The following is a 25871-nucleotide window of genomic DNA, read 5'->3' as shown; positions in this document are numbered from 1 at the left end:
GTTGTGAGCGTATGGACGCTGCCAGTCCCATCGCACGGAGTACGGTCGGTCAGAACACCCGTTCCGACGAGCTGACACTCTTTAACGCGATGAAACCCATTTTTACACTGGCAGGATTCCCGTCGGTAGGCCTCTGGCGAAAACGTGACCACAGCGCTCGCCAGTATCGTCTCCACTATCGCCGTTTGGCCGAAGGTGACGGCCATCAGTAGTCCGAAATGAGTAGCTCCCAACACCCAATCGCACTCCGCTTAGAGCAACAGGTAGGCGGCGCGGCGAAGCTTCTCGTCACGGTCATGGCGTTGCCACTTATCGATGGCATCTTTCCTGCGCTCGTTCTCGCTGGCGCACTCGACAGCATCACCGGCATCCTCGAAGTCGGCCTCCTCGTCTTCGGTGGCTCTGCGACCGTCGCGGTCATCCTCGCTGAAATGGACGGAAACCCGCGCGAACAGGCACAGACGATTCTGCTCGTCGGGGTTCCACTCATCGCACTCGCCGCCGCAGAGGCGGCGTTCGCCCCGACCATCGAAAGCGTGTTGAATCTCGCGACGTTCGAGCGCTTCGCCGCGCTCGTCATCCTCGCCATCGCGGCCAAAACCGCGAGCGCGACGATTGGCGAGTACCTGCCACGGCCCGGTGTCATCATCGGCCTCGGCCTGCTCGCAAGCCTCGACGTGTCCGGCTTCGAACTCGCCCTCTCGCTCAACCCAGACCTCATCATGCGGTCTGCGGCGGCCGCAGGCGTGGGCGTTGCGTTCGCACTCTCGATTGCGCTGCTCGGCCCATGGCTGCGCGGCGTGGTTGACATCGACCGCTTCCGCTTCGGCAGTGCGGTCGCCCTCGGGATGTTGCCCCTCTCCATCCTGCACGTCCCGGGCGTCCCAAGCGACGCACCAATCGCGCTCGCTGTCCTCGGCATCGCGACCATCCTCGCGTTCGACCCGGACAACGCGACGATTCCAAAGCGGACGAAGACGGTTCCAGAAGACCCAGAACCAATGCCTGAACCAACGGCAACCCACCAACAGCCCGTGGCCGCACAGGCGGTCACTGATGGCGGCGACGACGAAGAAGACGACTCGGGGGCCTACGGCTACCCCGGCGAACCCGACAGCCGCGCGCCGTGGCTCTGACCGAGAGCGCTAATACTTAGGGGACGGCGGCCCTGCGCTTTTCTATGGCTGATAATCGCGTCGTAGAGGGCCGCATGGTCACGCCCAAGCGACTCGCCGCGCTCATCGAAGGCGCTGATGTGATGGATGCAGAACCGATTCGAGACGCAGACCGTGCGTGTCCCGACTGTGGCGGCAACGTCCTCGAAGTCGGCTACATGCCCTCGGTGATGGAGTTCGTCACCGGGTGGAAGTGCCAAGACTGCGAGTGGAGCGACGACGACCGCGACGACTGACTATTCTCTGATGAACACGAGTCCCTCGCTCGCGGGCGGTGTGAGATAGCCCGCGAGCAAGCCGAGTCCGGCGATGACCACCCCGCCAAGTAAACTCCATCCGACGACGAGCCATAGCCCGCCGTCGCGGAGCATGAGGCCGGGAAACGGAATGTTCGTTGCCATGACAAACCCGACGCTCCAGTACGCGCCGTGTGCCAGCCCGGGCGTGGATTTGATGCCGAAAAATGAAAGTGCGAACACCGCACCACCACCGATACCACTTATCAATCCATGTCGGATTCGGTCGAAGCCGTGTTCGGTAGCCAACCGCCCGGCGACGACGCCACCGAGGACGCCCGTGAGCGCGACGAGCGCGAGGCTTTGGATGAGTTTTCCTCGCAGTGGCCACGCGGCGTAGAGCACCCCGAGATAGCTCATCTGTGCGAGGATGCCGAGGCCGATGGCACGCCAATCGAGCATTGAGAGCTAATTGGCGTCGGCTCAAATGAGTGCGCGGGTATTCTGTCGCTTGCGACGGACGCTTCTCTGTAAAAACCAGCCCACAGAGAGAAATTCTCGCTGGCTGAGAACCGTAGGGGTTTCATTTATCTTCAACGAGCGTACTAGTGACCAATGATGAGTATTGAAAATGACCTCACCTTCTCCTGCCCCGAGTGCGGAGAATCGCTGGTTGTGAACGCATCGATGCGCGATGCGCTCATCAACAACGGGTGCGTCATCTGTGGGTCTGCGGTGTCTTCTAACGCCTTTTCGTCCGTCTGATACCTGCCGAGTGTTGTTCTCAATCGTCCACTGCCTTCGGTGTACGCAGAGAGTCGAGATGCCGTCTGAGGTGTGCAGTCTCCAACAATAACTATACAGTCGTTCACAGAAGATACACAAGTAGGAACTATGGTGCTCGATCAGCAGACCAAAATGAGCGAGAAAGAGACCGACGCTCTTCTAAGCGCTCACGAAACAGCTGTTCTCTCTCTCGCAGACGATGACACGCCGTACGCCATCCCAATTTCGTATGGCTACGACGCCACCAATCGGCGATTTTTCATGCGTCTCGTCTCGACTCCCGAAAGCGAGAAGCGACGCTTTCTCTCTTCTGCACCGATGGTTCGCATCGTCGTCCACGACCAGGACGACTCGGTGTATCGCAGCGCGGTCGCTGTCGGCACACTCAAAGAGATCTCGCCAGCGGAGGTGACCGTCGAACACATCGTTCAGTACGGCAACGCAAAGCGCCCGCTGTTCGAAATCTGGGGACAGACGAAAGACAACCTCGATATCAAGCTGTACGAACTCGACCCAGACGACATCGGCGGTCGCCGAGTCGAAATCGACCAAACGGCTGACGCATAGGCCCATGCTGTCGGGAATCCGCGCAACGGTCGAGTTTGCGTCAACCGAAACGTGTCCGATTGCCACCCTTTCGAACGAGGTCGACCACCCGATTTATTCACGGTCGACGTCAATCTCGCCGCTCGATTCGACCCACAGCGTCACCGAATTTTTGCTGGAAGGTGAGGTTCCAGACCTCGACCCGGACATCGAACCCATCTTTGCCTACGGTCCGACCCGACTCTACCGGTACACCCACGACCGCGGCGTCACCTGTCCCTGTGAGTGTCTCGGGCTCTTTGGCTGCCCAATCGAGCGCTATTTCGCCCACGACGGAACGTTCACCATCGTGTTTCACGCGACCGACTTTCACCACTTACAGGAAGTTATCGCCGACCTCCGCGACCGGTTTCCTGATATCGACATCAAACGGCTTGTTCGCTCACCGACCGAAGGGACGGCAAAAGACAACGTGTTCGTCGATAGAAGTCGATTGACTGAGAGGCAATTCGAAGTCCTCCAAACTGCCTACGAGATGGGCTATTTTTCCCAGCCACGAGGCGCAAACGCGACCGAAATTGCGTCGACGCTCGGCATCAGCCAGTCAACGTTTGCCCAACACCTCGCTGCCGCGCAATCGAAAGTGTTCGACCAGCTTCTCGAACGCGACGGGTAGACGGACTGTTCGTCGAGAAACAGTAGCTCCAGCATCACACGCAATCGCACGGGAGTATATAAACCACCCGTGTTATCCGGGCAGTCCATTGGTTCCCATAGCGTCCCTCGTACAGAATAGAGAATCACCATGTCCACTGCACTCTCTTTCGCTCCCGGTCGCTCGAACGGATCCACCACCGTCGCCCAAGAGAACGTCGAACCACTGCTCAAGGCGCTTGATGACGCCGCGTGCCGGGCCGTCCTCATGGCAACGAAGGATGCGGCGCTCTCAGCCCACGAGATTGCAGAATCCTGTGACTTGCCCGTCTCGACGACCTACCGGAAGGTCAACCAACTCACCGATGTCGGCCTCCTCGAAGAACGAACGCGCCTGTCACTCTCGGGAAACCACACGAGCGAGTACGTGCGTGCGGTGGAGAACATCGTCGTCTCCGTGTCGAGCGACCACGGTCTCGAACTCACGATATCTCCATGCGACGCCGCGAGCGTTTCTGCGTCGTTCTGAGGAGCCACGACGAGTTACCGGGGTGATGGATCCAACCGGACAAACCCAACGCACGCGGCGTGTTTTTCGCTCCCGAATCGAAACCACTTTAGGTAGCATTGTCCAACGAAGAGATGCGCGGGGTCGTGGCCAAGCCCGGCATGGCGACTGACTCCAGAGGTAACACGCACGGTGACGACACTCCAGAACTGATATACAGAGCACCTGACTGATCATTGGGTGCGTTGACGACCCTCTGGAGTACCGAGGCGTACCGGAGATATCAGTCGATCGGGGGTTCAAATCCCTCCGACCCCACTAACTTTCTCGCGCCGCTAACTGCTGAGCGGCGCGTGTAATTATGACCGAGGAGGATTTGAACCAGGGAGCGAGCAATGCGAGCGACCGAGGTTCACAATCCCTCCGACCCCACTCGCGCTTTTACCGGACTCAAATCGACAGACAGCGGAGCTTCGATTAAGTTCTTAGCTGATTTTCGCCGTTTGATTTCAACCACTTATCGAATGGTGGACAGCGTCACCGGTTGATTACAACTAGTAGACCTCAGTGGAAGTGAAATACTTTTTTGGATTTTCTTAGGGAGTACATCGAGAGGAACACCACTGGCCCAATAATGACAAACATACCATATTTTTAGAAATGGTATATGAATTACATTATGGTGAACGACCGGGAGATACAAAGGGTGTACTCAGCAAATGACCATCGTGTTTCCACCGTCTCGCTGACGAAACTGCCGCTCGGAACTCATGGAAACCGTTAGGATGGGTTAGAACAGTCCGGTGATGAACCCGACGCCCATGAGGATGAGGACAGCGGCGGAAAACGCTGGGAGGTACGGCGTGTACTGCTCAAATTTCTCTTCGTAGTGCTGATAACCTGCAACCATCAGCATTGTCAGTCCGACGATACCGATGATGACGGTAAGGGCGTACGCGCTCATCAGTTCGAGACAGTAGTCAGACCCGGTGCAGAGCGCGATAATCTCAAACTCTTCTTCATGTGCGAATCCGAGGACGAACGCGAACCACGCGATTCCGAGGAGGCCACGGTCGGCGGCATCTTCGAGGTCGCCGTAGTCGTGTGAGTGCCCGCCTACGAAGGGAATAAACTCTTTCAAGCGTGAGAGGACTCCTCCAGATTCATCGCCGTGCGAGTGGCTGTGGTCGTGTGAGTGCTCGTCTTCATGGCTGTGGTCGTGACCGTGGCCGTCGTTGTCAGTTCCGTGAGAGTGCCCTTGGAAGTACTCGCGGATACCGAGTGCAATGAGCAAGACACCGGCCACGAGACTAATCTGCCCGCCGATTTGGATACCACCGAGTATCGTAATCGGTTCGTTGACCTGTGTGAGATTGAAATACTCCTTCGCGTAGAAAAACACTCCAACCATCGCAATACTGCTGATAAGGTGACCTACGCCGAGGATGAAACTCGCCGCGAACCCGTACACCCACTTGTTCGTTTGGTCGAGTGCGTACGACGCAGCGACTGGCCAACCGTGCCCGGGTTCGATACCGTGGACTGCACCGAGAGCGACGGCACCGATGAGAAGCCCAAGAGCTTCGTTGTGTAACATCTATATATTAGAGATTCCGCTAACGACGGGGATAACGGTTGTTAATACCGAAATGGGTGAATCGTCATACGAGGAAACTCTTGTAGGGGCACGACGTTTCGGTACTCATGAGAACGAGTTTCAATATCCCCGATGAAGTCGTGGCGGAGTTCGACCGGGTGTGGCAAGAACAAGAAATCGAAAACAGGTCACGGGCAGTCAGAGAAGCGATGCTAGAATACATCGAGTCTCACTCTCGTCTCGAAGAAACGAGCGGTGAAGTTGTCGCTCTCGTTGCGTTCGATTATCGCCACCACGAGGTGATAGGGGAACTCCACGCTGTTCAACACGAGTATCAGGAGGTTATTCTCAATACAAGTCACACGCATCAAGGAGAGTGGTGTCTCGAAGCCCTGTTCTGTCGAGGGCCAGCCGGGCGAGTTCGCAGATTAATCTACCAACTCCGTGACTTTGATGGAGTGCGTCGGGTGAAGGCGATGGTCATTCGGGAGGGAGTGGAATAACGATTCAACCGAGACGCTTGAATGGTATACACTCTACACGCACCTATTTCACGCCGCACATGTCGACTTGCGCTCTCTATTCAGCACGGTCTCTGAAATCTATCACCGTTCGAGGATTGCAATAAAAAATTTCTGAACAGATTATTACAAGTTATCCAGATACTCCTTTCTCGTGTGTGCTCGCGCTGCTTCGCGGCGCGCGTCATCGTGTTTATCCAGCACGTCTACACTCACGTTCGCTCTCACTCTGCGCATCGTAGTGTTCATCAAAGACGTAACATTAGCTCGTTCACCAGCGTTCTATATCACAAGTTCACGAACGATACAGATGCAGGACAATCAAGAAGAACAATAGAAGCGGAATGAGCGGTGCTGCGGCTTCCAGCGGAACCAAGAGCAGCACTACTGAGGACATTACCACGAACTCCACGACCACAAATACGCTAATCAGTTCGATTGGTCTCATGAATTTTTGACTGCTCGCAAATTTAGCTTGTCTCAGATACCCGCCCCGGACTGAGATATTCCTTAAGCCCCGAATCTAACTCTCCACCAGTAACCTGCGCCGCAAGCACCTCCCCAATCGCCGGTGCCAGCGTCACCCCGAGCCCGTTCATGCCACACGCAACGTAGAAACCCGAAACGGCAGTTTCACCGACGAACGGCACCCCGTCGGGCGTGAGCGTTCGCATCCCAACCCACTCGGTTACGAGTTCAGCCCCGGAGAGTCGAGGAATCGCCTCCTCGATTCGGGCCTCTGTGTCCAGATAGAACTCGTGGGCGACGGAACGTGCCTCGTCTGGCTGCAGCTCGGTTGCGTCCTCGTAGCTCGCGCCGAACTGGCCAGCAAACGCCTGCCTGTCGCCTTCGCCCCGGACGTAGAGGCCGTCTTCGAATTCGATGAACGGGAGCGTAAACGGCGTGTCTTTCTGGAGGACGACGACCGGCCCGAGATTGTGCCGCAGCGGGAGCGCAACTCCCGCCATTCGATTTACTGTGGATGCCCACGGGCCAGCAGCGTTTATCACGGCGTGTGCTGGTTGAAACCCGGCTTCCGTTTCGACGCCGGTCACGCCATCCGGCGTGGTTTGTATACCAGTGACTGCAGTCTTTGTCTCGACGGTGACGCCCTGTGAACTGGCTTCTTTGAGGAAGTGTTGGATAATCTCTGAAGGGTCGAGATAGCCGTCGTCGGGTGTGGAGAGGGCGCCCGAGAGGGCCGCTGGTTCGAGTCCGTGCACCGCCAACGATTCGGGGGCCAAGAACTCGGCAGAAACGCCGTACGAATCGAGTGTCGTGGCGACCTCTCGCAGCGTTGTAGCGGCTTCGTCAGTGAATGCAACGTCAAGCGTGCCGGTTTGCTCGAAACTGAGTGTCCCGTCTCGAATGAGCTGGTCGTAGATGTCCCACGCTCGCTCTCTGAGTCGGTGGCTCAGCGGGTCGGGGGTCGATTGGTGCCAGACGAAAACTGCAACCGACTCGCCAGACGTTCCAGAGCCGACGGTGTTCTTCTCGTATAGAATCACAGGCCGCGCTTCGTCTCTGAGGTGGTAGGCGATGCTGGCTCCGATGATGCCCCCACCGACGATGACGATCGGCTCCATCATCTGCACTCTTGCACAAATCTCGGTAAAAACTTGTGTCTCTGCGCTGCATCCGCTGTTCACGGTTTCACGTGATTTCACCGTGCCTGACGGCGACGAGTGTAGCCATTCGGTGACGTACTTCGAACGCAGACAAGAGGACTGCTGCATTGCGTTACAGCGTCACGACTCACGGATTGTAAGAAGTATCGGTGGAGAAATCCACCATACTTAGCGAATCTGCGTATCATAGCAGACTGCAATTCTTCGGTGATGAAGCCGAAGCAATCTGCTCTACCCGTCGTGTTGGGATAAGGGTTCGCACTCACCGATTCGACATTGCTCCGAACAAAAGGTGGGTACACTCTCGATGGCTACTCAGGCGGAACCGCATACGGCACGCTCCGTCTGGGCTTTCGTTTCTGGAAATAGAACACGAGGACGACGATTGCGCCGATAAGCGGCGGAATGAAAAATCCGATGAAGAAGCCAACCGCCCACATGTCAGCGGTGTCCATCCCGCGTGACTTTCCGTCTCGGTAAATCAAAACCGCGCCAACGAGCGCGATAGCGAGTGCGAATGGCCCCGAGATGTGGATACTAATTCCGGCCATACGACACGTTCAAGAACGACTGGGAAATAGTTTTTTCATTCTGCCAACAAGATTACCGCCACTTACCGCGCGAAGCAGCCGAAAAAGATGAACGGAGGGTGAGAAAGCCGCGTTACTCTTGGATGATGAAGCCACCGGCGGCTTCGAGAATCGCCTCTTGGGACTTCGCCTCGTCGAAGGCAGCAGGGAAGGGGTCTGCGCCGTTTAAGAGGTTCAGGTAGGAGGCGTGGCGAGCTTCCACCGTTGCGATGGTTGCGCCAGCAGTGACCAGTTCTTTAGTCTCGATGCGGTTGATTGCGCCGTCGTAGGCGGACACGCCAGTGTTTTCTAACACTTGGGCGATGGCGAGGAACTCGGCTGCGGTTTCGAAGCCGAATTCGTATTCGAGTTCGGGAACGGGGTCGCCACCGAGGTCGGTGATGACCTGCGTGAGGACCTCCGTGTGCGTCGATTCGTGGTCGCCGATGTCCACGATATTGTCATACACGTCGGTGCGGACGCGGTCGCTAAAGCCGTTTAGTGTTTTGCAGCTTTTGAAATCCTTACTGCAGAACATCTCGATGCCTTCACGATAGAAGGCGTCTTCTAAGTGTTCCAGGGTGAGGGCGTAATTGAGAACGTCCACGTCGGTTGGCTCTTCGTCGTCTTCCTGGCCTGCGGCACCACCAACGGCGCTACCACCCATGCCGAGTAAGACCACACCGGCGGCCGTTCCCTTCGTGATGAAGTCCCGCCGGGAGGTAAAGCGGTCGTTCACCGCGGAGATTGCTTGCTGCATCGCGGACACGGAATCGTTTTCGGGCGAGTTGGTAGTCATTGTCTGTAACTCCACTCAAAGCGATGGCAAATTGCTTGAAAGGGGTTTGCCAAACTCTCACCCAAATTCCACACAAATGTCGCGAAATGTACCGAACCAACACACAAAAATTTTGTATTACCATAAATTTATGGTATTTCCAATCGAGTGGTTCAGATTCTCCGTAGTCATACTCAGCAGGGTCATTCTGTCCACCTCGGCTCGCGACGTCTGTTTTCGCACGCCCTCGCGTGAAAGATCCTAGTTTTAGGCTTACCTAAAAATCGAAGCGTTTACTATGTTTAGGTCGCCCTAAACATTCGTATGCAGACCAACTGGAAAAAAGATGTAACCGCGCTAACACGCAGCCGTGGAGTGGGAGCATGACCTACGCCGACAGCCCCAACTCCGCGCTGTTGGGCCAGCAACAACGGCGCGAATCGAACGCCCGTACGTATCCGCGCTCGCTCAAGTTCGCCATCAAGCGGGCGCACGGAACCGTCATCGAAGACATGGACGGAAACGAGTATCTCGACTGTCTCGCCGGGGCAGGGGCGCTGGCGCTCGGGCACAACCATCCCGTCGTGACTGAGGCCATCGAAGCCCACCTCGCCCGCGACAGCCCGATGCACACCCTCGACGTGACCACTCCCGCGAAAGAGCGGTTCGTAGACGCCCTCTACGACAGTCTGCCACCAGAATTCGCCTCCCGCGCCAAAGTCCAGTTTTGTAGCCCAGCCGGAACCGACGCCATCGAAGCCGCAATGAAACTCGTCAAAACGGCAACCGGCAACGAGGGAATGCTCTCGTTCCAAGGTGGCTACCACGGGATGACTCAGGCCGCGCTCTCGCTCACCGGCGACCGGGGCGCAAAAGACGACATCGGCGGATTGCTGCCCTACGTTCATCACCTTCCGTTCCCCGCGAACTACCGCCCACCGTTTGGCCTCGGCAGCGAAGCCGAGTGGCGTGCAAACGCCGACTATCTCGAAAACTTGCTCGAAGACCCGAAATCGGGACTCACGGCACCTGCGGGCATGGTGCTTGAAGTCGTCCAAGGCGAGGCCGGGTCGCGGCCCGCGCCCCACGAATGGGTGCGCGAGGTCAGGCGGCTCACCCGTGAACACGACATCCCACTCGTCGTCGACGAAATCCAGACCGGGCTTGGCCGTACGGGGTCGATGTTCGCCTTCGAGCAGGCAGACATCACCCCCGACGTGGTGACGCTCTCGAAGGCAATTGGCGGCGGCCTCCCTATCGCCGTCGTCCTCTACGACGAATCGCTCGACCAGTGGGAACCCGGTGCGCACGCCGGAACCTTCCGCGGGAACCAACTCGCCATGGCCGCCGGAGCAGCGACCATCGACTACATCCTTGAAAATGACCTCGACGACCACGCCGCTCGCATGGGGGCTCGACTCCGCGACGCACTCAGCGACCTGCTTTGCTACGACTGCGTCGGTGACGTTCGCGGCCGCGGCCTGATGCTTGGCGTTGAGTTCGTCACGCCCGACGAGTCAAAAGGGCCACATCCGCCAGACGGCAACCTTGCCGCCACCGTCCAGCAGGCGTGTCTCGACCGTGGCCTCGTCATCGAGACCGGCGGCCATAACTCCGCGACCGCCCGCTTCCTCCCGCCGCTCATTGTCACCCGCGAACAGGTCGACGAGATGGCCGCACGGTTCACCGAAGCCGTCCACGCGGTCGTCGACGGACAGGAGGCCGCAGCATGAACCCCGACCCCAAAGAACTGTTCAGCCATGCGGCCTACCGCGACGCCTTCCGCGCCGCAATCGACGCGCTCCCCGAGTTCGACGGCCCATACACGGGTGCGTCCTACGATGAACTCGAAACACAAATCTCGAACACCGACCCGCTTCCCGAATCCGGAGCTGGTCTCGACGCTGCCTACGCCGAAGCAAAGCAGGTGCTCGCAGATTCCGTGGATGTGACCGACACGGCGTGCATCGCCCACCTTCAGTGTCCGCCGGTGGCCCCGGCAATCGCCGCAGAAGCACTCGTCGCCGCGACCAACCAGTCGCTCGATTCGTTCGACCAAGCGCCCGCCGCCACGGTGCTCGAACAGCGCATGGTCGAGCGTCTCTGTTCGGTGTTCGGCTTCACCGAGGGTGACGGTGTGTTCACGAGCGGTGGCACGGAATCGAACCTCCAAGGCCTGCTGCTCGCCCGCGACATGGCGCTTGACGCTCGCGGAAATGACCCTCGCCAAGACGGCCTCGCTGGGGCCGAAGAGTTCCGCATCCTGTGCGCTGAAGCCGCACACTTTACCGCCGCACAGGCCGCTCGCATCCTCGGACTGGGTGAATCGGCCGTGGTCGAAGTGCCGACCGACGAAACCGACCGAATGTCGCTCGACGCGCTCGATAATATCCTTGAAGGGTTCGAGCAATCCGACGAAACGCCAATTGCACTCGTCGCAACTGCGGGCACGACCGACTTCGGTGCAATCGACCCTCTCGCCGCACTCGCGGACCGAGCAGCCATGTACGACCTCTGGTTTCACGTCGATGCGGCCTACGGCGGCGCACTCGCCTTCTCGGAACGCCACGAGCACAAACTCACTGGCATCGACCGTGCCGATTCGATTTCCGTCGATTTCCACAAGCTGCTCTACCAACCGCTCGGCTGTGGCGCATTCCTCGTCAAGGAATCCGAGTCCTTCGAGATGCTCGCCCGCGACGTGGCCTACCTTGACCCGGAGGGCGACGGCCCGCCGAACCTCGTCGCAAAATCACTTCGCACGAGCCGCCGATTCGACGCGCTGAAGCCGTATCTGACGTTCCGCGCGCTTGGCAGTGACATTATCGCGTCGTTCGTTGACCACACTATCGCGCTGACCGCGGAGGCGGGCGACATCGTCCGGATGAACCCCGACCTCGAACTCGCCGCGGAACCACAGCTCACGACGGTCGTGTTCCGCCACACTGGAGACACAAATCCTGATGCACTGAACGAAACCATCCGCGAGCGGCTCTTTGACGCCGGGGATGCCGTCCTCGCGCGAACAGAGGTGGACGGCGATGTGTACCTCAAGTTCACCCTGCTCAACCCGAAAATCACTCGGAACGACCTCGAAACGCTGTTCCAGTACGTCTGTGAGGCTGCCGTAACGCCGGAGGTGGTCGCATGAGCACCAACCTCGAAACGCCGGTTGAACTCGACCCGGCGGCGATTGCAGACCACGCTTCGATGCAGGCGTTCCTTAACTGTTACCTCCGTGAGACGGGCGCTGGCGTGGTTGAGTCAGCAGATGCCGTCCCGGTCGAAACCGTCGCAGACCGCGTTGTCCGTGTCTCGCTCGACCAGCAGGGACTCACGCTCTACGCACCCTTCGAGTACGAATCCCCGACAGGCCGACATTGCTTTGCAGGCTTTTTCTACGAGGGGGAAAACGGAACCCTTCCGCTCGACGCTCACACACTCGTCGCACTCTGCGTGAAAGAACTCTCGCTGTCCCGAGACGGTGACCCCGGCGAACTCACCCACCGTGCGACGCTCTCGCGGCGTGCCATCGAGCGATTCGTCCGTGAACGCGACGACGACGTGACGAAACCGGCGGCGACCTTCAGTGAGGCCGAACAGTCGCTGCTCTTTGGCCACCTCATGCATCCGACGCCGAAATCGCGTCAGGGAATGGGCGACAACCCCACCTTCGCGCCGGAGTTGCGCGGCTCGTTTCAACTGCACTATGCGCGGGTCGTCCCCGAACTGACCGAGGACTACGCTGCACTTTCTCACTCTGCAAGCGACTGGGTGAAAGCCGACTTGGCGGCAACCGGCTACGAATCGCTCGTGGACACGGACGACGTGTTCGTGCCACTCCATCCGCGGCAGGCAGATTATCTCGAACGGCAACCCGACGTCGAAGAACAGGTTGCTGCGGGAACCATAGAGTTCCTCGGCCCGTTCGGCCGCGAGTTCTACCCAACAACGTCAGTTCGGACGCTCTACGCGCCGGATGCGCCGTTCATGGTGAAAACTTCGCTGCCGGTTCGCATCACGAACTCACTGCGGACGAACACCCGCGAGGAACTTCCGCGTGGGGTTGCCGTCGCCGACCTACTCGACACGGAGGTCGGCGACGAGCTGAATCAGACGTTTCCCGATTTCGACATCATCAGAGACCCCGCCTCGCTCACGGTCACGTTCGGCGAGGGTGAATCCGGCTTCGAGACGGTGTTGCGAGAAAACCCATTCCCCGGCGACCCAGAGCGGGTGACGCCGCTCGTCGCGCTCTGTCAGGACGCGCCCTCGGGAGCCACAGATTCTCGGTTAGGACGACTCATCCGTGAGATTGCAGCGCGCGAGAGTCGCTCGACGGACGCCGTCTCAAAGGAGTGGTTCTGTGAGTATCTCAGCCGGTCTGTGCGCCCGGCGCTGTGGCTCTATCTCGAACAGGGGCTCGGTGTAGAAGCCCACCAGCAAAACTCGGTGCTCGCGCTTGACGAAGCCGGGTATCCTGACACCTTCTACTACCGCGACAATCAGGGCTACTACCTGCCCGAATCAAAGCAAGCGGCCGTCGAGTCGGTGCTTCCGGATGCCGCAGAACGCCTCGGAACCTGTTGCCCGGACGAGGTGGCAGACGAGCGCCTTCGCTACTATCTCATCCTCAACAACGCGTTCGGCCTTGTGAACGCCTTTGGCTGTGCGGGACTCTGTAACGAGCGCGACTTGCTCTCGATTCTCCGGGAAGGACTGGAGCACTGTCGGGCGTTCGACCATGATGACTCGTCGCTGCTGACTGACCTGCTCGAATCGCCAACGTTGCCGTGTAAAGCGAACCTCCTCACGCGATTCCACGACATGGACGAGCTCGTCGGGTCGCTCGAAAACCAGTCGGTGTACACCGACATCGACAACCCACTGGTGGTGGGAGAATGACTGGACCATCCGGCGTCGTCGCCGCCCCCTACGACTTCCGGCGACACGATGCGTCGATTTCGCGCACCATCGGCTTCAGGCAGGTCACTGAAAACGATTTAGAACGCCTCCATGCGTGGCTCAACTACGACCACGTCCTGCCATACTGGCAACTCAACGACCCGCTCCCAACGTTCCAGAATCATCTCGAAGAAAAGCTAGCTGAAGCCCACATGACGCCCTACATCGGCTGTCTCGACGGCGTGCCGATGAGCTATTGGGAGTCCTACTGGGCCGCAGACGACGTCCTCGCGGACTACTGTGACCCGTCATCCACAGACCAAGGCATTCACCTCCTGATTGGCCCGCCCGAGTACCTCGGCTGTGGCTATGCGATTCCACTGCTCAGAGCCATGACCGCGTTTCAGTTCACACACCCGAAAACGAACCGTATCCTGACCGAACCAGACGTGCGAAACGACGCCGTGATTCACGTCTTCGAGCGCGTCGGCTTCTCGCCCATCCGCGAAATCGAGATGGACGAAAAGGATGCACTCTTGATGGAGTGTACCCGCGACTCGTTCATCGACGCACCGGCGGTGAGCCAATGAGCGACGATGAGCGCGTTTACGACGTTCTCGGCGTCGGTCTCGGGCCGTTCAACCTCGGACTGGCAGCGCTCATCGAATCTGCAGACGAGGACTTAGACGCCGTGTTTGTCGAACAAAAACAGGAGTTCGAGTGGCACGGTGGGATGCTCATCGAAGGCACAACGCTCGAAGTGCCGTTCCTTGCAGACCTCGTCACGCTCGCAGACCCGACGAGTCGCTACTCGTTCCTGAACTACCTACGCGAACGCGACCGCCTCTACGAGTTTTACTTCTTCGAGACGTTCCAGATTCCCCGCCGTGAGTACAACGCCTACTGCCAGTGGGTGTCGCGCGAACTCTCGAACACGCAGTTCTCACAGGCAGTCACGAGCGTCCGCGAAGAAGGCGACCATTTCCGCGTGCGAACCATCGACCCCGAAACCGGCGACGTAGAACACTATCTCACCAAAAACGTGGTCGTCGGCATCGGGTCGCGCCCGCACGTCCCCGAACCGTTGCAGGTGAACTCACCCGACGTGTTCCATACCGCGAGTTACCTCGATAACCGCGAGCGGTGTCTCGACGCAGACAACGTTGCGGTCGTCGGGAGCGGACAGAGCGCCGCCGAGGTGTTCTTAGACCTGCTCGAACACCGCCCCGACACCGGCCAGCGCTTAGACTGGTTCACCCGGTCGCCGGGCTTCTTCCCAATGGAGTACTCGAAACTCGGCCTCCAGTTTTTCACCCCCGAATACTCGCGGTATTTCCACGACTTGCCTCAAGAAGTCAGAGACGAGACGCGGGCGAACCAAGACCTGCTGTACAAGGGAATTGACGAGAACACGAGCGCCGACATCTACGACGAACTCTACCGCCAGTCGATTCGCGCTGAGCCGGACGTTGGCCTGCTCGCAAACACCGAAATCCGCGACCTCGCCGAAGCCGAAGACCGCTTCGTCCTCGACTGCCACCAGCGCGAGCAAGCCGTGTCGTTCGCCTACGAAGCCGACGTTGTCGTGCTCGGAACGGGGTACACCCGGCCGGAGCCGGTGTTTCTCGCCCCGCTCGAACCAGCCCTTGCCCGTGATGACAAGGGCCGATTCTGCGTCTCGAAAGATTACCAACTCGATTTCGACGGCGAGGGTGGCCTGTTCGTCCAGAACATGGACCTCCACAGCCACGGCATTGGCGCGCCCGACCTCGGCCTTGGCGCGTATCGCAACTCGATTATCGTGAACCGACTTGCCGGACGGGAAGTGTATCCCGAGGACACGGACACCGTCTTCCAGTCGTTCGACGCCGCATCGTTCGCAAACCGTACGCAGACCCACTCACCACAATGACCACGACACCACCAGCGACCGTCTCGTTCGATAACCGCGCGTTCACCGAGGAGGCGTGGGAACAAACCGGCACAGAACTCCTCGCAAAGATGCTCGCGGAGTTCACCTACGAAGCCCTCATCGACCCCGAGGAGACGGAGACAGGCTACCGTCTCCCACTTGGCGACGTGACCTACGAATTCGCCGGACAGGACAGACTCTGTGACAGCCTGCTCGTGGACGCTGCGTCAATCGTTCGTATCGAGGCCGGCGAGACAGAGTCAGCGACCGACCCGGTCCGCTTCCTGCGTGACGCGCAAAACACGATTGGCATTGATGACCTCACGGCGGGCCACCTCATCCGTGAGTACAAGCGCACGCAACTGGCCGATGCGCATATCTACGCCCGCGACGACCACCTCGGAACCGCGTCCATAACCGACCTGTCGTACGCCGAAATAGAGGGCGAGATGACTGGCCATCCATGGATCACCTACAACAAAGGCCGCGTTGGCTGGGGCTACGACGAGTACCGAAAGTTCGCCCCCGAACTCGGCGCGAACACGCAGTTCTATTGGGTGGCGCTGTCGCGCGACCACGCCTCCTTCTCGGGCGTCGCGGGACTCAGCCACGACGACTTCGTTCGCACCGAACTCGGCCACCAGTACGACGATTTCTGTGACACCCTCACCGAGAAGAACCTTGACCCCGCAGACTACCTGTTCGTCCCGGTTCACGAATACCAGTGGAACAGCAGTATCACCCAACTGTATCCCGGCGCGATTGCCCGCGACGAAATCGTCTTGCTCGGAACCGGAAACGACCGCTATCGGCCGATGCAGTCGGTGCGAACATTCGTGAACGTCGATGACGAGAAAAAACACAACGTCAAAGTTCCGATGCGGATTCTCAATACGCTCGTCTGGCGCGGCCTGCCCGGCGAGCGGACGGAAGTCGCTCCGCTCGTTACCGAGTACGTCACGCGAATCCGCGACGAAGACCCGTTCCTCCGCGACGAGTGTGAATTGCTCTTGCCGGGCGAAGTGGCGAGCGTCAACTTTGACCACCCCGATTTCACCGCCATCGAGGGCGCACCGTACCAATACGACGAACTGCTCGGCGTCGTCTGGCGCGAGAGCATCGAAGACCTCGTGCGAGACACTGAGCAGCCGATTACCCTCGCCGCGCTGCTCCACGTCTCGGATGGCGAGCCGTTCGTCTCACAGCTCATTGAGGAATCCGGACTCTCGGTCGAAACGTGGCTGGACGAACTGTTCTCGGCCATGCTCCCGCCACTGCTGCACTACCTCTATCGCTACGGGACGGTGTTTTCGCCCCACGGCCAGAACACCATTCTTGTCGTCGAAGACGGCGTGCCGACGCGCATCGCGGTCAAGGACTTCGTAGACGACGTGAACGTGAGCGACCAGCCGTTCCCGGAACTCCAGTCGCTCCCCGAGGACGTCACAGACATTCTCCGGTCTGAGCCACCGGAAGGCCTCACGCAGTTCATCTTCACCGGCCTGTTCGTCTGCGTGCTTCGCTACCTCTCGAACGTCCTCACCGAACACCACGACTATCCTGAACAGCAGTTCTGGAGACAGGTTCGTGAAGCCGTTATCGACTACCAAGCACAGTTCCCCGAGCTACAGGACCGCTTCGAACTGTTTGACCTACTGCGGCCGACGCTCACGAAACTGTGTCTGAATCGCAATCGCCTCCTCCAAGACGGCTACGCAGACGACGGTGGCCGCCCGCACGCCGCAGAACACGGCGAAGTGGTGAACCCGCTCTGGGAAGTCGCCCAAAATAGGTGACCGGTTACGCAGCTGGCATCGGCTCGCGCTCTTTTGGTTCTGCGGGTCGCTCTGGCGTGGCGTGGATGACGACTTTTGCGTCGGTGCCGTTTCGCTCCGCCGGAAGTACCGAAACCGGTTCTGGAATCAATTTTTCGAGGTCCTCGATGGACGTGACGGTGATGACCCAGATGTTTCGGTAGACGGTTGTCACGAGATGCGAGCGACACGACATGGTCGCACCGGGCACGATAGGTTCGTCACCGGCAACCGGAGAGCGTGTTGCGTCGTCTCGTTCGAGTTCTATGTACATGGCTGACTTCGCTGGTGGCGCGATGGCCACTGGAATGAGAGAGATACGCGCGCTGAGGGTTTAGCTATCGCTCTCTGTGCGGGTGAGCGATTGAAGGGTTGTCTCGTGGATTCGCGGGTCGGGGAAGTCCTCACAGTACTGGTAGCGGTAGGCCAGTTGGATGCGTCCGTTCTCTGCTATGATGAACTCGCCGGGGAGTTGCCACGGATTATCCACGAGCGGGCGCCCTTCGCGTCTGCGTGCTTCGACCAGCGCGTCTGTGGCCGCCGGGTCACGGTTGCGAACGGCTTCGTCTAAGCCGTAGATGATTTGCGACGGCTGGCCTTCGAGCAGGCCGTATTCGCTGTACGCGCGCATCGAGGTATCACAGAGAATCGGGCAGACGATGTCGTGTTCGCGGGCGTAGGCGGCGGCTCGCTCGGGGTCGCCCTGCCCAACGATGACGACGGTTCCACCTGCTGCATCGTAGGCCGCCAGTTCGGCTTTCAAGCGAGCGGCGCGCTCGATGCTACACCGACAGCCAAAGTGCCGCCAAAAGAGGACGAGTGCGGGGCTGCCTGTCCAGAACTCGCTCAGCGTGCGCTCGTTTCCCTGCTGGTCTGGGAGCGTAAAGTCGGGGGCATTGTCGCCAATCTGGACGGGGAGCACTGTCCATCTGGTTCGCGTCGGCCCTTGGTCAAAGCTGGTTCGCCACTCGTGTTCTGCGTCGTCTACGATTTGTTGATACTCACTGCTCATTTCCCTCACCGTTGCGCGGGGTGCAACGGAGTCTAGAACGCACGCTGAGCGGAAAATGCTGCCTCTATTGGCTCCAAACTGAGACTGTTCAGAAGAACTGCTGGCTGCTTAATCGCTGGATTCTGGTTCCGGTTTTCGCCCTCGATTCCACACATTTGTCACAGACTCGCCTGCTGGCGGTGTGTGGTCAACATCTTTCATTGTCGGTCGTCGGCTTCGTTTTGACATGGTGTTACTGAGTAACATACCTCCTTTACTTAACCATTTCGTTGGTGTGGTAATAACACTTATTAGCATACTAACGACCTTTAATATTGTGTGTTTTCCCGCTTTGAGGCTTCTCTTTGCAGAATTGCCGATAGAGGAGCGAGGTGGAGTGGAAAAAGCAAGTTGATTTGGCGAGAAAGCTGGGCAGATTCAGTAGTGGCCCAAAACGCCCCTGTCACGCGCTTTCTTGCTGATATACTGGAAGATTCCGTAGCCAACCACGACGTAGCCCACGGCGTTGGCGGTGAGCAACAAGAGGTCGCCAGTCGGGAGTTCCCAGAGTCGCACACCTCTGGCCATCGCCGCGCCGAGCAGATCGCCACCGAGCGCGAGCGGCAGAAATCTCAACACGGGGTAGGCGTCAACGGGGGCCGCCAGCAGGCCAATGAACGTGAACTGGATGATCGCAAACAGGTTCTCGATGCGCTTGTACAGAAGCGCAAGGCCGCCAGTGATGAAGCCAACCCCCACAGCAGACGCGAGCGTGAGCACGAGCAATGGTAGAATCGTCACGAGGTCGAGCGCGAGGGTTTCCCCGGTCGTGAGAAGCATGAGTGCAAGCATTGTGCCACCCCACAGGAAGCTGATGAGGACGTTCACGCAGACTTTCACCAACGTCACGCGGCCAAACCCAAATGGCGACATGTAGAGCTGTTCAAGCGTCCCCCACTGCGCTTCGCGGATGATGTCCCACGACACAGAGGAATACGCGCCGACCGCAATTGTGAACACGAAAAAACCGACGATGATGCCTTCGAGCGAGTCCGTGAACGCGGTTCCGATGAACGCCTGCCCGCCAAAGAAGATGAGCGCGAAAAATAGGTAGATGGTGACGAGTTCACTCACCGTGTTGAACGCATACCGCGTCAGGAGGATGATCGCTTTCAGGAAGATGCCCCGAAAGAGGACGAGCGTTGGCCTCATCGCGCAGCCTCGTTATCGGTGACGGTGAGAAACACGTCTTCTAAGTCAGGTTCAATCGCCATGACCGATTCGAGCGCCACGCGTTCTGTCCGGAGCGTCTCCATCAACTCGTAAAATCGGTCGCCGTCTCGGAGAACGACATCGAACTCGGTGAAGCCATCTCGATTCGCCCAGTCGGTCACTTCGAACTCGCGGAGGTGTGCCCTGAGCGCGGCCTCGTCGTGGCTTACCGCGATGCGATAGGTCTGGGAGCGAAACAGCGCAATCAGGTCAGCAATGCGTTCGTCTGCGACGATTCGCCCCTCGTTCATGATGATGACGCGGTCGCACACGTCTTGGACAACGTCCATGTCGTGACTGGAGATGAGGATGGTTTTCCCGTCGTGTTTGGCCAATCGCCTGAGTTCACGCCGTAAGTCGAGCGAGGTCTCGACGTCGAGACCGAGCGTTGGTTCGTCGAGAAACAACACATCTGTGTTCCGTGCAATCGCACACGCGAGCGCCGTCTTCTGTTTCATCCCCCGCGAAAGGTTCGTGACCGGGTCGTCAACCTTCTCCGTGAGGCCGAGCCAGCCGAACAGGTCGTCGTGCTCTTGCCTGACGGTTTTCGGATGGATTCCCTGTAAGCTCGTGAAAAAATCGACGTTCTGTCTGGGCGAGAGTCGCCAGTAGATGTTGCGCGAGCCTTCGAGCACGGCGCTCACGTTTCGGTAGACTTCACGGGGATTGGTTTGTACGTCAACCCCACCCACTCGAATACTCCCGGAAGTCGGCGTTACGAGTCCGAGGATGGCTTTGATGGTCGTCGTCTTGCCCGCGCCGTTCGGCCCGAGCAGGCCAACCACACTCCCCTGTCCAACGGCAAACGACACATCATCAACCGCCGTCACCGGCTGTTTCCCGCGACGGGAAAACACCTTCGAGAGTCCCGACACCGCAACCACAGGCCTCTCGTCGTGTGTCGCCATTTCAGGTACGTACTCCCGGCGCAGATGTAATTGTTCCGAGGAATTTGTCAGCTTAGCCGTTGATGTCCTTTCGCTCGAACAGTTCTGCGGCGAGCACCACGAGGCCGATTGTCGCCGCGAGGAGAATCGCCGTGCCGAGCCAATCGATTTCACCGAGCGACAGCACGTCTGCGGGGTCGAGATACCGCGCGAACGAAAACTGCCCAGCCCACTCGTAATCCGTCCCGCGGGTGAGCGAGTCGAGGAAGTAGGTCGCAAACAGGAGGCCAATGCCGACTCCCTGTGCTCGCCGGACGTCATCGAACGCCACGGAGGCGACGAGACCGAGGCCTGAACACGCCGCGAGGTAGATGACGAACAATCCGTGAAGCGCGAGTAAGTCTTCGAGCGGGAGCGATTCACCTACAAATTGGATGCCGAAGTAGACGGTGACGAGCGCGATTCCGTTGACGGCGATGTTCACCGGTAAGAGTGCGAGGAACTTTTCGACGATAAACCGGGTTCGTGAAATCGGGTTGACGAGCAGCAGGTCGATAGACCGGTGTTCGATTTCACTAGAGACGAGCGACGCGGCAGCGTAGGCGAAGTAGATGCCGAGGATGAGCAGCCAGACGAGCACGTACAACTGCGAGACGAGGTAGCCGTCGATGGAGGTAAGGGACGTGACGCTCCCCACGAAGCTCTGTCGGAGTTCCGGCGAGAGCGTTTCTAAGTAGGCGTCCAAATCGACGCCGGTATCGGAAATCGACGGATACAACCCAATCGTGAGCGCGATGAGCGCGAGAATGAGGAGCGTCAGTGCCGCCGCACTCCGGGTACGCCGACGGGCTTCGAAGCGGGCGATTTCAAGCATGGACATCACCGTCGTAAAAGTGTAAGAACACGTCTTCGATGGAGGTCTCACGGATGTCTACGTCCTGTACCGTGTACTTTGCGAGTTCGTCGATGAGGCCATCGTAGTTCTCGGTGACGATGAGCCGGAGGTAGCCCGCCTCGTCTAGCTCGGTTCGGGCGATGCCGGGCATCATGAACGTCTCTGGGTCTACGTCCTCTGCAAGCGACACGCGGACGACTTTCCCACTTTTTTCGAGCAGCGTGTCGATGTCTTCGAGCGCGACGAGCTTGCCGTCACGGATGATGGCCACGCGCTCACAGATTTTCCGAACCTCGCTCAGGATGTGCGTCGAGAAGAACGTCGTGACGCCCTGTTCTTGTTCTGCGAGCAGGAAGTCGTAGAACGTCTCTTGGACGAGCGGGTCGAGGCCGGAGGTTGGCTCGTCCATGATGACGAGCCGCGGGTCGTGCATGAACGCCTGGACGATGGCGAGTTTTTGGCGATTCCCCCGCGAGTAGGCTTTCACCTTGCGGTCTGCGGGCACGGGAAACAGTTCGAGGAGTTCCTCGCGTCGGTCGTCGCCGCGGAGTCGCGCGAAATAATCGAGTACCTTCTCGCCGGTTGTGTTCCGGTAAAAGTGGAAGTCGCCGGGGATGTGCCCGATTTCCTGTTTGGCCTGCGTGAGCGCGTTCGTGTCGGTCACGTCGTGACCAAGGAGGCGCGCCTCGCCGCTCGTCGGGTGTAGCAGGCCAAGGAGCGTCCTGATAGTCGTGCTCTTTCCGGCCCCATTTGGCCCGAGAAAGCCGAAAATCGTCCCCTCCTCTACGGAGAACGACAAGTCCTCGATGCCTCGTACCTCGCCGTAGAATTTGGTGAGCCCATCGGTTTCGATAAGCGCAGTCACAGGTGACAGTAAGCTATCCGAACATATAGCATCGCAGGGGCGTTCTCGCAGGCGAGACCAACGCTCGACGCTGAGAATCGTAAAAGCAGTTATCTATTTTCTTGACTTACATATCGATATGGACGTTTTGCGGGTTATCGGTGTCTTTTGCGTGCTCCTTGCCTGTAGTGTTGGCCCCGTCGCGGGCCTGCAAGAGGACACGAGCGTCGCCGGTCGCCCTGATTTTACCGCTTTCATCCCAGAAAACACCCTCGCGCCGGGAACTGATGGTGCCGTGTCGTTGTATCTCGTGAACAACGGCGTAGTACAGATAACCGGTGACGATGAGTTCGAGCAGTTGGTACAGACAGCGCGCCAGACCACGGTTTCAGTCTCTGCGCCTGAGAACAGCCCCATCACCGTAAAAACCGCAACCACACCCGCGGGGACGGTTCCAGAGGGTGTTGCGGGTCCGTATCCAATACGGCTCGCCGTTGCCGAGGATGCAGCGCCGGGGACCTACGACCTGACCGTGGCGGTAGAGTATGAGTACACCTCGAAGGTCATTACCCGCGAAGACGGCTCGCTTCGGTTCACCGAGCGCACTCGCACGCAGGAACTTCCGGTGACAGTCGTCGTCGAAGACCAGCCTCGATTCACCGTCCTCTCCGTTGATTCTGACGTTGCGGTCGGGGAAACCGGATCGGTCACGCTCAACATTCGAAACGACGGAACGGAAACCGCCCGTGACGCCACGCTCCTCATCCAATCGGCCGACAGCGAACTCACCTTCGGGACGGGCGCACAGAGCGCAGAAAGTTTCGTCGGAACGTGGCAGCCGGGTACGACCAAGCGCGTGACCGCCCGTGTTGGCGTTGCGACCGACGCACTCGTCCGTGACTACGCCGCAGAAGCCGTGGTCGAATACAAAAACGAAGACGGGCTGACCCAACGCTCGAACCCGCTTTCGATTGGGATTCGCCCACAGTCGGGCCAGCAGTTCGCCATCGATAACGTGTCGAGCACGCTCAGCGTCGGTGACCGTGGAACAGTCACGGGGACGGTGACGAACACCGGGCAGACAACGGCGACCGACGTGGTGGTCGTGCTCCAACCCGTCTCTCCGCCGCTCATCGCGCAGTCGCTTGCGGTGCCAGTTGGCTCGCTCGAAGCCGGAGAAAGCGCTCAGTTCGAGTACCCGATTACGGTGACACAAAACGCCACAGCGGGAGTGCGGCGGCTTTCGACGACGGTTGAGTACCAGTCGCCAACCGGCCGACAGACGACCGACCCGTTCTCGCTTGCGGTCGCCGTCGCGCAGAAACAAGACCGGTTCAGCGTCGACCCCGTGAACGCGACGTTCGAAGTCGATTCTGAGGGTGTGCTCGTGGTTCGCCTCACGAACGACGGGGCGGAAGCAATCAGAAACGTCAACGTCAGATTGCTCGCAGAAGAGCCCGTCTCAAGTGCAGACGCCTCAACGTTCGTCTCCCGGCTGGATGCCGGTGAATCGACCACGGTGTCGTTCGACCTCGAAGTGTCAGACGACGCGATTCCAAAGATGAAAGCGGTGACGCTCGCGATTGACTACGAGCAGGCGGACGGCACGAGGCGCACAGAGACACAACAAGTTCCCGTGGAAGTCATCGAAGGCGCGCCCCAACAGATTCCAACAGAGGCGATTGGCCTCGCTGTGGTTGTCGTCGTCGCGGCGGCGGTGTGGTGGTATCGCCGTCGCTAGGCGTCACTGGTTCTCTCGAAAAACTCGAAAATCGGATCTGATTAGTCGTCGTCAGCCGGGGTTTCGCCACCGGTCATTGGGCCGTCAGAGCGGGGCGTGATGCCACCGCGTGCGGCGCTCATCCAGCTGGCGATGTTCTGGGCAACGTAGTCCTTGCCACCCCAGCCAACCGCGATACCGACACCGAGGGCGAGCGCGATTGCCACCCCGCCAGCGAAGGCGGTTGCGAGGATGTAGAGCAGTTCCACGTCGACGCCCATCGTATCGAGACCGATGACGACGACAGTGAAGTAGAGGAACAGGCGAACGCCCGTTGCAAACCAGCTCGTGTACATCGTCTCGGTCGCCGCGCGGGTGCGCTGGATGGCGTCGCCGATGAAGTCAGCGACGACAAAGCCGAGGACGATGATGAGCAATCCGGCGATCAGCGACGGCAAGTAGGACACGGCCTCTGAAATCCACAGCGACAGGAGTGGAATGGCGAGTGCCTCTGCGGCCGCGAGGACGGAGAGCGCGAACACGAATGCATAGGCGAGCAACCCGAACGAATGGGAGATCGCTTTTTCTGTGCCACCGAGAATGTCCCCGAGCGGCGTCGCAAGGACGACGCGGTCGAGTTCGATGCGGTCTGAGACGTATTCAACCAGCCGCATGGCTCCTCTGGCGACGAGCCAACCGATGAGCAAGATGAGAATCGCGCCGACCAGATTCGGCACGAACGCAATCATCTCGTTTAGCATGCTCGTCAGCGTATCCCCAATAGTTCCCGCTTGAAGTATGAACAAGTCACTCACAGTTTTACACCAACGAGTATAATGTTTCTATCAGTGCATATCTGTTTCGTAAGTTAGGATTAGCTTACCGAACTATCGCATTACGATTATAGGCCACACTTTTGAATTCATCCACACAATTTGTAATAATTATTAAGTAACTCTTCGTTCCGCGAGTGTCAGGAGAGCGATGGTCAAAGAATGCGCACTGTTGGTATTTTTGATATAAAATCGACGGGCGGCGCAAACGCTGAGTGAAAATGGTACGCTGTTGCGAATATTGTTTCCGATTGTCTGTATATTCTACGAGAAATTGTTTCTTCATTCAATTTTAGCGAGTAGTCGCCTAATAACGAAAGTAAACGATAGATACACTTAATAGTCAGTCCATCCATCAGTTTAGAGTTGTAAGGGGGAAGTTAACATGAAACAATGTTCAAACTGTGGGGGGTTCGTTACGCCAGACTTTGTCAGAGTGTTCGGTACTAACAACGATGAAGTGTATGCGTGCTTGAGCTGTACCACGATTACCGACTTAGAGAAGTACGCGGGGACGACGTACGGCCACACCGAGCACGCGAGCAGCGTTCGGTGGAAAGACGTCGGCCTGTAATCGAAACACCTTTTCAATTTGGCCCGGCGTCGCGCCCGTACACGTCCGTTCGGGGGTAGAAGTCGAGCCAAACCACCCAGTACATCCCGAGAGCGGTGGCGATGGCTGTGAGTTGGGCTCCTTCGTATTGGCCGGAGAGCGCTCGCCCGTTCGTCACATTCCAGCGTGTGTCACCTGCATGCATCACCGTTCGGTCCACCCACCCGCTTCAGGAACCTTAACACGC

General features: G+C 58.7%; 28 protein-coding genes and 1 tRNA gene. 16 read left to right on the top strand and 13 right to left on the bottom strand.

Going from position 1 to position 25871, the window contains the following annotated elements:
- Positions 1 to 218: 218 nt before the first annotated feature.
- Together V5N47_RS00555 and V5N47_RS00550 are read left to right on the top strand one after the other, a co-directional pair.
- Positions 219 to 1136: a DUF5794 domain-containing protein gene (locus V5N47_RS00555; protein ID WP_338728827.1), complete on the top strand. Its 918-nt coding sequence runs from the start codon at positions 219 to 221 to the stop codon at positions 1134 to 1136.
- 44 nt (positions 1137 to 1180) lie between these two features.
- A complete protein-coding gene (locus V5N47_RS00550; RefSeq protein WP_338728826.1) occupies positions 1181 to 1411 on the top strand; it encodes a DUF5795 family protein in 231 nt (76 codons plus the stop codon).
- Here V5N47_RS00550 and V5N47_RS00545 read toward each other — a convergent pair whose 3' ends face one another.
- Positions 1412 to 1873 carry a hypothetical protein gene (locus V5N47_RS00545; protein ID WP_338728824.1) on the bottom strand — a complete coding sequence of 154 codons (462 nt, stop codon included), beginning with the start codon at positions 1871 to 1873 and terminating at the stop codon, positions 1412 to 1414.
- 153 nt (positions 1874 to 2026) lie between these two features.
- On the opposite strand from V5N47_RS00545, the gene V5N47_RS00540 reads away from it, so the two are divergent.
- The 5 genes from V5N47_RS00540 to V5N47_RS00520 all read left to right on the top strand — a co-directional run bounded on the left by V5N47_RS00540 (position 2027) and on the right by V5N47_RS00520 (position 4223).
- Complete coding sequence (locus V5N47_RS00540) at positions 2027 to 2176, top strand: hypothetical protein (protein WP_338728821.1); 150 nt, start codon at positions 2027 to 2029, stop codon at positions 2174 to 2176.
- Positions 2177 to 2305: 129 nt separating this feature from the next.
- Positions 2306 to 2764 carry a pyridoxamine 5'-phosphate oxidase family protein gene (locus tag V5N47_RS00535; protein ID WP_338728819.1) on the top strand — a complete coding sequence of 153 codons (459 nt, stop codon included), beginning with the start codon at positions 2306 to 2308 and terminating at the stop codon, positions 2762 to 2764.
- 4 nt (positions 2765 to 2768) lie between these two features.
- On the top strand, positions 2769 to 3419 hold the full coding sequence (locus V5N47_RS00530) for a helix-turn-helix domain-containing protein (RefSeq protein ID WP_338728817.1): 651 nt from the start codon (positions 2769 to 2771) through the stop codon (positions 3417 to 3419).
- A gap of 129 nt (positions 3420 to 3548) precedes the next feature.
- Positions 3549 to 3926 (top strand): helix-turn-helix domain-containing protein, encoded by a 378-nt coding sequence (locus tag V5N47_RS00525; protein WP_338728816.1) that lies wholly within the window; start codon positions 3549 to 3551, stop codon positions 3924 to 3926.
- Positions 3927 to 4045: 119 nt separating this feature from the next.
- Positions 4046 to 4223: transfer RNA gene (locus tag V5N47_RS00520), tRNA-Trp, on the top strand.
- A 472-nt stretch (positions 4224 to 4695) separates the two neighbouring features.
- Here V5N47_RS00520 and V5N47_RS00515 read toward each other — a convergent pair.
- The gene (locus tag V5N47_RS00515) at positions 4696 to 5502 is read right to left on the bottom strand and encodes a hypothetical protein (protein WP_338728814.1); all 807 of its coding nucleotides are present in this window, start codon (positions 5500 to 5502) and stop codon (positions 4696 to 4698) included.
- Positions 5503 to 5609: 107 nt separating this feature from the next.
- On the opposite strand from V5N47_RS00515, the gene V5N47_RS00510 reads away from it, so the two are divergent.
- Positions 5610 to 6005 (top strand): CopG family ribbon-helix-helix protein, encoded by a 396-nt coding sequence (locus V5N47_RS00510; protein WP_338728812.1) that lies wholly within the window; start codon positions 5610 to 5612, stop codon positions 6003 to 6005.
- A 488-nt stretch (positions 6006 to 6493) separates the two neighbouring features.
- On the opposite strand, the gene V5N47_RS00505 is transcribed toward V5N47_RS00510, so the two are convergent.
- From V5N47_RS00505 to V5N47_RS00495, 3 genes are all read right to left on the bottom strand, one after another.
- Entirely contained in the window at positions 6494 to 7612 is a 1119-nt protein-coding gene (locus tag V5N47_RS00505; protein ID WP_338728810.1) for an FAD-dependent oxidoreductase, read from the bottom strand.
- A gap of 350 nt (positions 7613 to 7962) precedes the next feature.
- Positions 7963 to 8202 carry a hypothetical protein gene (locus tag V5N47_RS00500; RefSeq protein ID WP_338728809.1) on the bottom strand — a complete coding sequence of 80 codons (240 nt, stop codon included), beginning with the start codon at positions 8200 to 8202 and terminating at the stop codon, positions 7963 to 7965.
- A 112-nt stretch (positions 8203 to 8314) separates the two neighbouring features.
- Positions 8315 to 9019 carry a ferritin-like domain-containing protein gene (locus V5N47_RS00495; RefSeq protein ID WP_338728808.1) on the bottom strand — a complete coding sequence of 235 codons (705 nt, stop codon included), beginning with the start codon at positions 9017 to 9019 and terminating at the stop codon, positions 8315 to 8317.
- Between the two features lie 362 nt (positions 9020 to 9381).
- Between V5N47_RS00495 and V5N47_RS00490 the strand changes: the two genes are divergently transcribed.
- Genes V5N47_RS00490 through V5N47_RS00465 form a run of 6 tightly spaced genes read left to right on the top strand, consistent with a single transcriptional unit; the run spans position 9382 to position 17611 of the window.
- Positions 9382 to 10731 carry a diaminobutyrate--2-oxoglutarate transaminase gene (locus V5N47_RS00490; RefSeq protein WP_338728806.1) on the top strand — a complete coding sequence of 450 codons (1350 nt, stop codon included), beginning with the start codon at positions 9382 to 9384 and terminating at the stop codon, positions 10729 to 10731.
- On the top strand, positions 10728 to 12149 hold the full coding sequence (locus V5N47_RS00485) for a pyridoxal-dependent decarboxylase (protein WP_338728804.1): 1422 nt from the start codon (positions 10728 to 10730) through the stop codon (positions 12147 to 12149). The genes V5N47_RS00490 and V5N47_RS00485 overlap by 4 nt, the downstream gene beginning before the upstream one ends.
- Positions 12146 to 13903, top strand: a complete 1758-nt coding sequence (locus V5N47_RS00480) for an IucA/IucC family protein (protein WP_338728803.1) — start codon at positions 12146 to 12148, stop codon at positions 13901 to 13903. Before V5N47_RS00485 ends, V5N47_RS00480 begins: the two co-directional genes overlap by 4 nt.
- Positions 13900 to 14493 carry a GNAT family N-acetyltransferase gene (locus V5N47_RS00475; RefSeq protein ID WP_338728802.1) on the top strand — a complete coding sequence of 198 codons (594 nt, stop codon included), beginning with the start codon at positions 13900 to 13902 and terminating at the stop codon, positions 14491 to 14493. Before V5N47_RS00480 ends, V5N47_RS00475 begins: the two co-directional genes overlap by 4 nt.
- Entirely contained in the window at positions 14490 to 15815 is a 1326-nt protein-coding gene (locus tag V5N47_RS00470) for a lysine N(6)-hydroxylase/L-ornithine N(5)-oxygenase family protein (protein ID WP_338728801.1), read from the top strand. Before V5N47_RS00475 ends, V5N47_RS00470 begins: the two co-directional genes overlap by 4 nt.
- Entirely contained in the window at positions 15812 to 17611 is a 1800-nt protein-coding gene (locus V5N47_RS00465; RefSeq protein WP_338728799.1) for an IucA/IucC family siderophore biosynthesis protein, read from the top strand. The genes V5N47_RS00470 and V5N47_RS00465 overlap by 4 nt, the downstream gene beginning before the upstream one ends.
- A gap of 4 nt (positions 17612 to 17615) precedes the next feature.
- Here V5N47_RS00465 and V5N47_RS00460 read toward each other — a convergent pair whose 3' ends face one another.
- The 6 genes from V5N47_RS00460 to V5N47_RS00435 all read right to left on the bottom strand — a co-directional run bounded on the left by V5N47_RS00460 (position 17616) and on the right by V5N47_RS00435 (position 22539).
- Positions 17616 to 17903 carry a hypothetical protein gene (locus V5N47_RS00460; RefSeq protein ID WP_338728798.1) on the bottom strand — a complete coding sequence of 96 codons (288 nt, stop codon included), beginning with the start codon at positions 17901 to 17903 and terminating at the stop codon, positions 17616 to 17618.
- 60 nt (positions 17904 to 17963) lie between these two features.
- Positions 17964 to 18641: a peroxiredoxin-like family protein gene (locus tag V5N47_RS00455; protein ID WP_338728797.1), complete on the bottom strand. Its 678-nt coding sequence runs from the start codon at positions 18639 to 18641 to the stop codon at positions 17964 to 17966.
- 417 nt (positions 18642 to 19058) lie between these two features.
- Positions 19059 to 19832 carry an ABC transporter permease gene (locus V5N47_RS00450; RefSeq protein ID WP_338728795.1) on the bottom strand — a complete coding sequence of 258 codons (774 nt, stop codon included), beginning with the start codon at positions 19830 to 19832 and terminating at the stop codon, positions 19059 to 19061.
- Positions 19829 to 20800 (bottom strand): ABC transporter ATP-binding protein, encoded by a 972-nt coding sequence (locus tag V5N47_RS00445; RefSeq protein ID WP_338728794.1) that lies wholly within the window; start codon positions 20798 to 20800, stop codon positions 19829 to 19831. The genes V5N47_RS00450 and V5N47_RS00445 overlap by 4 nt, the downstream gene beginning before the upstream one ends.
- 52 nt (positions 20801 to 20852) lie before the next feature.
- Positions 20853 to 21659, bottom strand: coding sequence for an ABC transporter permease subunit (locus V5N47_RS00440; RefSeq protein ID WP_338728792.1), 807 nt, complete (start codon positions 21657 to 21659; stop codon positions 20853 to 20855).
- Positions 21646 to 22539, bottom strand: coding sequence for an ABC transporter ATP-binding protein (locus V5N47_RS00435; RefSeq protein ID WP_338728790.1), 894 nt, complete (start codon positions 22537 to 22539; stop codon positions 21646 to 21648). The genes V5N47_RS00440 and V5N47_RS00435 overlap by 14 nt, the downstream gene beginning before the upstream one ends.
- 118 nt (positions 22540 to 22657) lie before the next feature.
- On the opposite strand from V5N47_RS00435, the gene V5N47_RS00430 reads away from it, so the two are divergent.
- The gene (locus V5N47_RS00430) at positions 22658 to 24259 is read left to right on the top strand and encodes a COG1361 S-layer family protein (RefSeq protein WP_338728788.1); all 1602 of its coding nucleotides are present in this window, start codon (positions 22658 to 22660) and stop codon (positions 24257 to 24259) included.
- Positions 24260 to 24300: 41 nt separating this feature from the next.
- Here V5N47_RS00430 and V5N47_RS00425 read toward each other — a convergent pair whose 3' ends face one another.
- Positions 24301 to 25044, bottom strand: a complete 744-nt coding sequence (locus V5N47_RS00425; RefSeq protein ID WP_338728787.1) for a hypothetical protein — start codon at positions 25042 to 25044, stop codon at positions 24301 to 24303.
- 412 nt (positions 25045 to 25456) lie between these two features.
- Here V5N47_RS00425 and V5N47_RS00420 point away from each other — a divergent pair, with 412 nt between their 5' ends.
- Positions 25457 to 25645: a hypothetical protein gene (locus V5N47_RS00420; protein WP_338728786.1), complete on the top strand. Its 189-nt coding sequence runs from the start codon at positions 25457 to 25459 to the stop codon at positions 25643 to 25645.
- A gap of 13 nt (positions 25646 to 25658) precedes the next feature.
- Here V5N47_RS00420 and V5N47_RS00415 read toward each other — a convergent pair whose 3' ends face one another.
- Entirely contained in the window at positions 25659 to 25802 is a 144-nt protein-coding gene (locus V5N47_RS00415) for a hypothetical protein (protein ID WP_338728785.1), read from the bottom strand.
- Positions 25803 to 25871 lie beyond the last annotated feature (69 nt).

It is taken from the genome of Haladaptatus sp. DJG-WS-42, from assembly GCF_037198285.1.
Lineage (GTDB): Archaea > Halobacteriota > Halobacteria > Halobacteriales > Halococcaceae > QDMS2.
The sequence above is the reverse complement of the archived record's forward strand: the minus strand, read 5'-3'. Positions and strand labels throughout refer to the sequence as shown.